Annotated in this window: 3 protein-coding genes and 2 pseudogenes; 3 read left to right on the top strand and 2 right to left on the bottom strand. The window is 60.4% G+C overall.

All coding sequences use genetic code 11. The annotated features are described in order from the left end of the window. Together B3C64_RS04615 and B3C64_RS04610 are read left to right on the top strand one after the other, a co-directional pair. A pseudogene (locus B3C64_RS04615) lies at nt 1-829 on the top strand (glycoside hydrolase family 5 protein); the annotation flags it as partial. A gap of 158 nt (nt 830-987) precedes the next feature. Next, on the top strand, nt 988-1,623 hold the full coding sequence (locus B3C64_RS04610; protein ID WP_291534051.1) for a TetR/AcrR family transcriptional regulator: 636 nt from the start codon (nt 988-990) through the stop codon (nt 1,621-1,623). A gap of 313 nt (nt 1,624-1,936) precedes the next feature. Here B3C64_RS04610 and B3C64_RS04605 read toward each other — a convergent pair whose 3' ends face one another. Beyond that, nucleotides 1,937-4,273, bottom strand: coding sequence for a glycoside hydrolase family 3 N-terminal domain-containing protein (locus B3C64_RS04605; RefSeq protein ID WP_291534049.1), 2,337 nt, complete (start codon nt 4,271-4,273; stop codon nt 1,937-1,939). 390 nt (nt 4,274-4,663) lie between these two features. Between B3C64_RS04605 and B3C64_RS04600 the strand changes: the two genes are divergently transcribed. Beyond that, nucleotides 4,664-6,109 (top strand): DHA2 family efflux MFS transporter permease subunit, encoded by a 1,446-nt coding sequence (locus B3C64_RS04600; RefSeq protein WP_291534047.1) that lies wholly within the window; start codon nt 4,664-4,666, stop codon nt 6,107-6,109. 116 nt (nt 6,110-6,225) lie between these two features. Here B3C64_RS04600 and B3C64_RS04595 read toward each other — a convergent pair. After that, nucleotides 6,226-6,434, bottom strand: a pseudogene (locus tag B3C64_RS04595) (glycerate kinase); the annotation flags it as partial.

Below are 6,434 nucleotides of genomic sequence, written 5' to 3'. Positions count from 1 at the left end.
CGAGAAGATCAATGGCGTGAACCTCGGCAACTGGCTGGTGTTGGAGAAATGGATGAATCCCGAACCATTCCAGCCAAGCGGGGCGGATGATGAGATCCGGATGCACCGCACGCATGCCGCGATGGACGCCGCCGCGCGCGTCCCGCAGAAGTCATCCGAAACCGCGGAAGCGCCATCATCTCTGGAATCCGTTTTGCGGCGCCACCGCGACACCTACATAACGTTGGATGACTTTCGCGCCATCGCCGCGCATGGAATCAACCTCGTCCGCATTCCCGTGCCGTATTTCATCTTCGGCGACTGGCCCGGGCATCCCGGCTGCGTCGAATACCTCGACAAGGCGTTCGCTTGGGCGGACGAGACCGGATTGAGGATCATGATCGACCTGCACACCGTGCCCGGCTCACAGAACGGCTTCGACAACGGCGGATTGACGGGCGTATGCACATGGGCGCGGAATCCGGATCTGGTGGAATACGCGCTGAACGTGCTGGAGCGTCTGGCATGCCGGTATCGGGACGAACCGGCGTTGCACAGCATCGAAGTGCTTAACGAACCGGTGAGCTGGCTGGTGTTCCATGGCGCATCGAACATCGCGAAAAACAATCGCGAGGCATCCGGCAGCGCGCATGTCTCCCTGCGTTTTCTGAAACGTTTCTATCGTGCCGCCTACACGCGGCTACGCGCCATATTGCGTCCGGAAACGCCGATCGTGTTCCATGACGGTTTCCGTCTGCTCCGTTGGGGCGACTGGTTCCGGCGCGCGGGCATGCGCAATGTCATGCTTGATACCCATCAATACCTGATTGCGATGGAATCGCCGATCTTCGCCGCGCGATCCGCGCAACGGCGGCAATCTCGAAGCATGGGATCTGACCCGCGCATGGCGCCACGGATGGATCCTGCCCGAGGAATTCCATGATGATCCGCAAGATGATTACGGCGTCAATCAGCGATAATCGCCGCAACGGCATTAGACTCGGAACCATGGCAGAGGGAACGACTTCGAAACGCGTCCGCAAATCGCCGGAGAAACGGCGTGCGGAGGTGCTGGATGCGGCGGTGCAGCTCATCAGCGAACGCGGATACAACGGCGTCTCGATTCAGGACGTGGCCGATCGGGTCGGCATCTCCAAGCAGGGCGTGCTCAGATACGTCGAGAATAAGGACAATATGCTGGCGATGGTGTTCAACGAGTACTACGCCACCACGGGTACTCCGGAGGATTTCTTCTCCTCCGGCATGCCTGGCAGCGACTCCGCGGCGCCACATTTCCCCGCATACCTGCGCTATCTGGTGAGGCACAACTCACGCCGTCGCATGATGGTGCAGCTGTTCACCGTGCTGTCCGCCGAATCGTTGAATCCCGGCCATCCGCTGCACGACGAATTCGCGGAACGGATGGACAGCATCTGGAACCATTATTCGATGTACCCATGGATGGTTCCGCCGCAACTCGGCTCATGGGAGGCGGGCATGCGACCGGTGGTGCGCAAATCCATGGAAATCATGGACGGCATTCAACTGTGGTGGCTGCGCGAGCCGGAAATCGACCTGTATGCGGAATGGGCCGAAATGGAGAACATACTGTTTCCGGCGCCATTGTGGGACGCATACCGTTGAGCGACTAAAGCCGCTGACGGCAGTTCTGGCGCCGTGCGTCGAAACCCGCCGCATATTGTCGCGCACGGCAATATGCGGCACGACCATTCAGGGAATTGCCTAATCGGCATCGCGCGTCTAGAACCGCGCTTTTCTGAATATGAAAACCGAAATCGTGTCTGTTGCAGGGGTATGCCCTTTGCAACGGACACGAACTTCCGGTTCGAGTGTTTTGTTCGTGGTCGCAAAGGGCATAAGAATCCATCATCATGGATGCTCGCATGGGTGCCGATCGGATGGAACGACACCCATGACGAATTGCGTCGGCCGATGATCAATCGGACACGGTGAATGTGGTGCGCTTGAGATCCGCGCGGCGGCTTGAATGCCCGATGAGCACTTCGAATTCGCCTGGCTCGACGAACCGATGCGCATCGGAGTCGACGATCGTGCAATCCGCGACCGGAATGTCGAATGCGATGGTTCTGGTTTCGCCTGGTTCAAGCTCCACGCGCTGGAACGCTTTGAGCTCGCGGTCCGTCCAACTGTACGAGGTGACGATATCGCCGATGTATGCCTGCACCACCTCGGTGCCCTTGCGCGCGCCGGTGTTGGTAAGCGTGATTTCGATGTGCACGGTATCATCGGCGGCGAACGTGCCGGAGGTCGGAATGTTGGTGATTGTGGGCTCGCCATAGGCGAAGGTCGTGTAGCTCAATCCCTCGCCGAACGCGAATGCCGGATCCTGCGTGAGGTCGGCATAGCGGTTGCCGTGCTGGCCGCGGATTTGGTTGTAGTAGACGGGGAGCTGCCCGGCATGGCGCGGGAAGGTGATTGGAAGCCTGCCGCTCGGTTCGGTCTTGCCGAGGATGATCTCCGCAATGGCCTGGCCGCCCTTCATGCCAGGGTTCGGAGCCCACATGAACGCGGACGTGCCGTCGGCCGCGGATTCGTCGACGATCACACCGTTCGTGCCGATCACGCATGCCGGCATCACTTGTGGTTTGGAACTCAGCAGCACCACGACCAGCGGTTTGCCGGTCTCTTTGGCGACATTTGCCAGTGCTTCAAGCAGCGCGTTCTGACCGCCGAGCAATTCCAACGTGGCGGTGGAACAGGTCTCGCCGACCAATTGCACCACATCGCCGACGGCGGCGACGATGAGATCGGACTGCCGTGCATTCGCCACTGCCTCATCCAGCAGACGCTGGTCGAATCTGGCGGAGACGCCGATCTTGGGACGGGGTTGGCCGTCCGGATAGCACTCACCCTCCGGATCGTCCACCAGGTCGATGATGTCCGCGCCGCGCGAATATACAACCTCGCATCCCTCGGGCACAAGCTGCCTGAAACCGTCAAGCACGGTGGTGATCATGTTTCGCGGCTGGCCGTCCGGCATCCAATTCACCTGGCCGGAATTGCCGGTCCAATCGCCCAGCTGATTCTGGGCGTCATCGGCGAGCGGGCCGATGACGGCGATGCGCTTGTCCGGCGTGGCCGAGAACGGCAATGCGCCATTGTTCTTGAGCAGCGCCACGGATTCACGGGCGATCTGCAGGTTGAGATCCTGATGGTCTTTGGATCCGATGACCGCCTTGATGCGCTTCTCGTCCGGCAAACGCGGATCCTCGAACAGGCCCAAGCGGAATTTGAGCGCGAGGATGCGGGACACGGCCTCATCGATCAGCGATTCGTCCAACAATCCGTTCCTTACGGCCTTGATGGCGCCATCGAAAAACTGCGGTGTGGTCATGATCAGGTCGTTGCCCGCCTTGACCGCATCCGTGGCGGCATGCATATAGTCGGGCTTGACTTTCTGTTCCCACACGGAACGGCCCACGTTGTCCCAATCGGTGATCAGCGTGCCCTGATAGTTCCAATCGCCGCGCAACTTGTCGGACAGCAGCCACTTGTTGAAGGTGACCGGTGCCCCATCGATGGATTCGTAGCCGAGCATGAACGTGCCGCAGCCTTCCTTGGCCACCCGTTCGAATGGGGGGAGAAACCAGGATTCCAGCTTGCGGTGGCTCAGATCGGCCTCCGAGGCGTCGCGTCCGCCTTGGGTCTCGGAGTAACCCGCGAAATGCTTGGCGCAGGCCAGAATCGCATCCTTCGCAAGCCGTTCGCCGGCTTTGGCGCCGCCTTGGTATCCCTTGACGATGGCGGAGGCCATTTCACCGATCAGGTAAGGATCCTCGCCGAAGGTCTCGTCCACGCGGCCCCAACGGGTGTCGCGGGCGATGCACAGCACGGGGGAGAACGTCCAATGGACGCCGGTGGCGGAGACCTCTTCGGCGGTGGCGCGTCCCGCGGCCTGTACCTTGGCGGTGTCCCAGCTCGTGGCCATGCCGAGTTGGGTGGGAAATATGGTGGAACCGGGCCAGAAGGAATATCCGTGAATGCAATCGTCGCCGATGATCAGCGGGATGCCGAGACGGGTCTTCGTATTGACGGTTTCAACGGCGCGGGGAAGGTCCGCCGGGCTGGTATGCAGAATCGAGCCGACGTGTTTGTCGATGATGAGTTCGTCCAGATTTCCGCCGCGTGCGTCGAGTTGCATCATTTGGCCGACCTTCTCTTCGAGGGTCATGCGGCCCAGTAGGTCCGCGATGCGTTCGGCGGCGGGAAGATCCGGGTTCTTGTAGGGGAGGTCGTTGGTGAAGTCGGTCATGGATTGCTCACTTTCCTCGCTGAAATGGCGTCCTTTAATTACCGATTGGTAGTTTATGGTTTTCTATGGACTTTCGCAAGCCGCCGCACGGAATGATGGATGCGGGTGTTCGATAATCTTCGAAAGATCCTTGATTCTTGGGGCTTTCCGTAGGTGGTTTTCGGCTTCCGTAGGTGGTAAGGGCCGGAACTGTATGAGGTAAGTGGCTCTAAAACAGCCGTTTTCCATCGTTGATCCAATCCATTCCCTGCGGGTGCGCAACCGGTTCGAAGCCGACGCTCCAATCTGATGGGCGTATCGGCGTGTGGATGTAATTTCGCGTAACTTTTCTTCTCTATGTATAAGCGGGGCGATCAATCCGATTCCATGCGTCGGCAGATAAGGAGCATCGTGAGCATCCACGACAAACAACAAGGCAAACCGGAAACGCAGGCTGGCCGTTCGAGCGGCGCCATGAGCGAAGGCAGGCTCACTGTAGTGGTGGTGGCGCTTTCGCTGCTCACCTTCCTCGGCATTCTGTCGGAAACGTCGCTGAACATCGCGTATTCGACGCTGATGGCGGAATTCTCGATCTCCGCCGACGTGGTGCAATGGTTGACCACCGGATACCTGCTGCTGCTTTCCGTGGCGATTCCGACTTCGCCGTTCATGGTGCGCACGTTTCCGACGAAGGCGCTGTTCGTCACCGCGGTCGTGCTGTTCTCCGCGGGAACGCTGGTGGGTGCGCTTGGGCTGAACTTCCCGATGTTGCTTGCCGCGCGACTCATCATGGCGCTCGGCACCGGCGTTTCGCTACCCCTGCTGACCAACATCATCCTCGACAAGGCGCCGTTCCATAAGCGTGGCATGATGCTCGGCCTCGTCAGCCTCGTCACCTGCGCGGCTCCGGCCATCGGCCCAGTGTTCGGCGGCCTCGTCATGGAATTCCTCAACTGGCACTGGATCTTCTACGCGATGATGCCGTTCCTGCTGATTTCATTCGTGCTTGGCGCCATCACCGTGCCCGACATCCGCCATGGCGAAAAGGGATATCTGTCGTTGCCGTCGCTGCTGCTGATCGCACTTGGACTGGCCGGCCTCATCGTCGCGGCGAGCTTCTTCGCGCAATGGAACGGCGACTGGCGGTTCTGGACGGTGCTCATCGGTGCGGTGCTTGTGCTGGCCGTGTTCGCCGCGCTGCAATTGCGCATGGAGCATCCGCTGGTTGAGATCCGCACGTTCGGATACCCCGGTTTCTCGCTGGGCATGCTGATTTTGCTGATGTCGTCCGGTGGCGTGCTCGCCGTCAACTTCCTGTTGCCGATTCTGCTGCAGCGCGGCATGGGGCATACCAGCATGATTGCCGCGCTGATTCTGCTGCCCGGCGCCGTCATCGGCGCGATTTCCGCTCCGCTGATCGGCAGTGCGTTGAAAGCGCATTTCCCGCCGAAGTTCATCGCCTGCGGTTTTGTCGGCGTGGCCGTAATGGATATTGCGATGATGCTCGGCGGCTCGCATGAATGGTCGGTCGCCATTGCCTACGCGCTGTTCATGGCTTCGTCCGGATTCGTGCTGGTTCCCGACCAGACGCATGCGCTGAACCAGCTTCCGGCATCGATGAACGCCGACGGTTCCGCGGTGATGAACACCGTGCAGCAGCTTGCCGGCGCGGTCGGCACCGCCGTCGCGTCCACGTTGATCGCGGAGTTCTCCAGCGCTGGAATGCGTGGCGGACTGAGCCAGCAGGCGGCCTATATCCAGGGATTTGGCAAGAGCATGTGGGTATTCCTCGGCATGGCCGTGACCGGCGAGATGCTCGCCCTGCTCATGTTCCGTTTCTCGAAGCGCGCGGTGTAGCGTGTGCTCCGAGAAGCTTGGAACCCGTTTCATCATGCATGGATTCTGGTGGGAACGGCATAATACGGGCTTCGCGTGGAACTATGTGCTCTACATGGCGTGGAACCGCCTGATGGTCAACCATTTTGGGTCATTCTCAGCAGGCCGGCGATGGCGGCGCAGGTGGATTCCACATTGCGTTCCGTGCCGGCGAGTAGTTCCGGCAGGCTGGCCGGGCCGGGCGTGACGCCGAATGTCGCGACGATGCCGGCTTCGCGCAATGCGGCGATGGTCTGAGGGTCGTGTGCCACCTTGCCGCCGATGGCGATGGCGGGCTTGCCTTGCG

It is taken from the genome of Bifidobacterium sp. UBA6881 (genome assembly GCA_002451435.1).
In the GTDB taxonomy this organism is placed as follows: Bacteria; Actinomycetota; Actinomycetes; order Actinomycetales; family Bifidobacteriaceae; genus Bifidobacterium.
The sequence above is the reverse complement of the archived record's forward strand: the minus strand, read 5'-3'. Positions and strand labels throughout refer to the sequence as shown.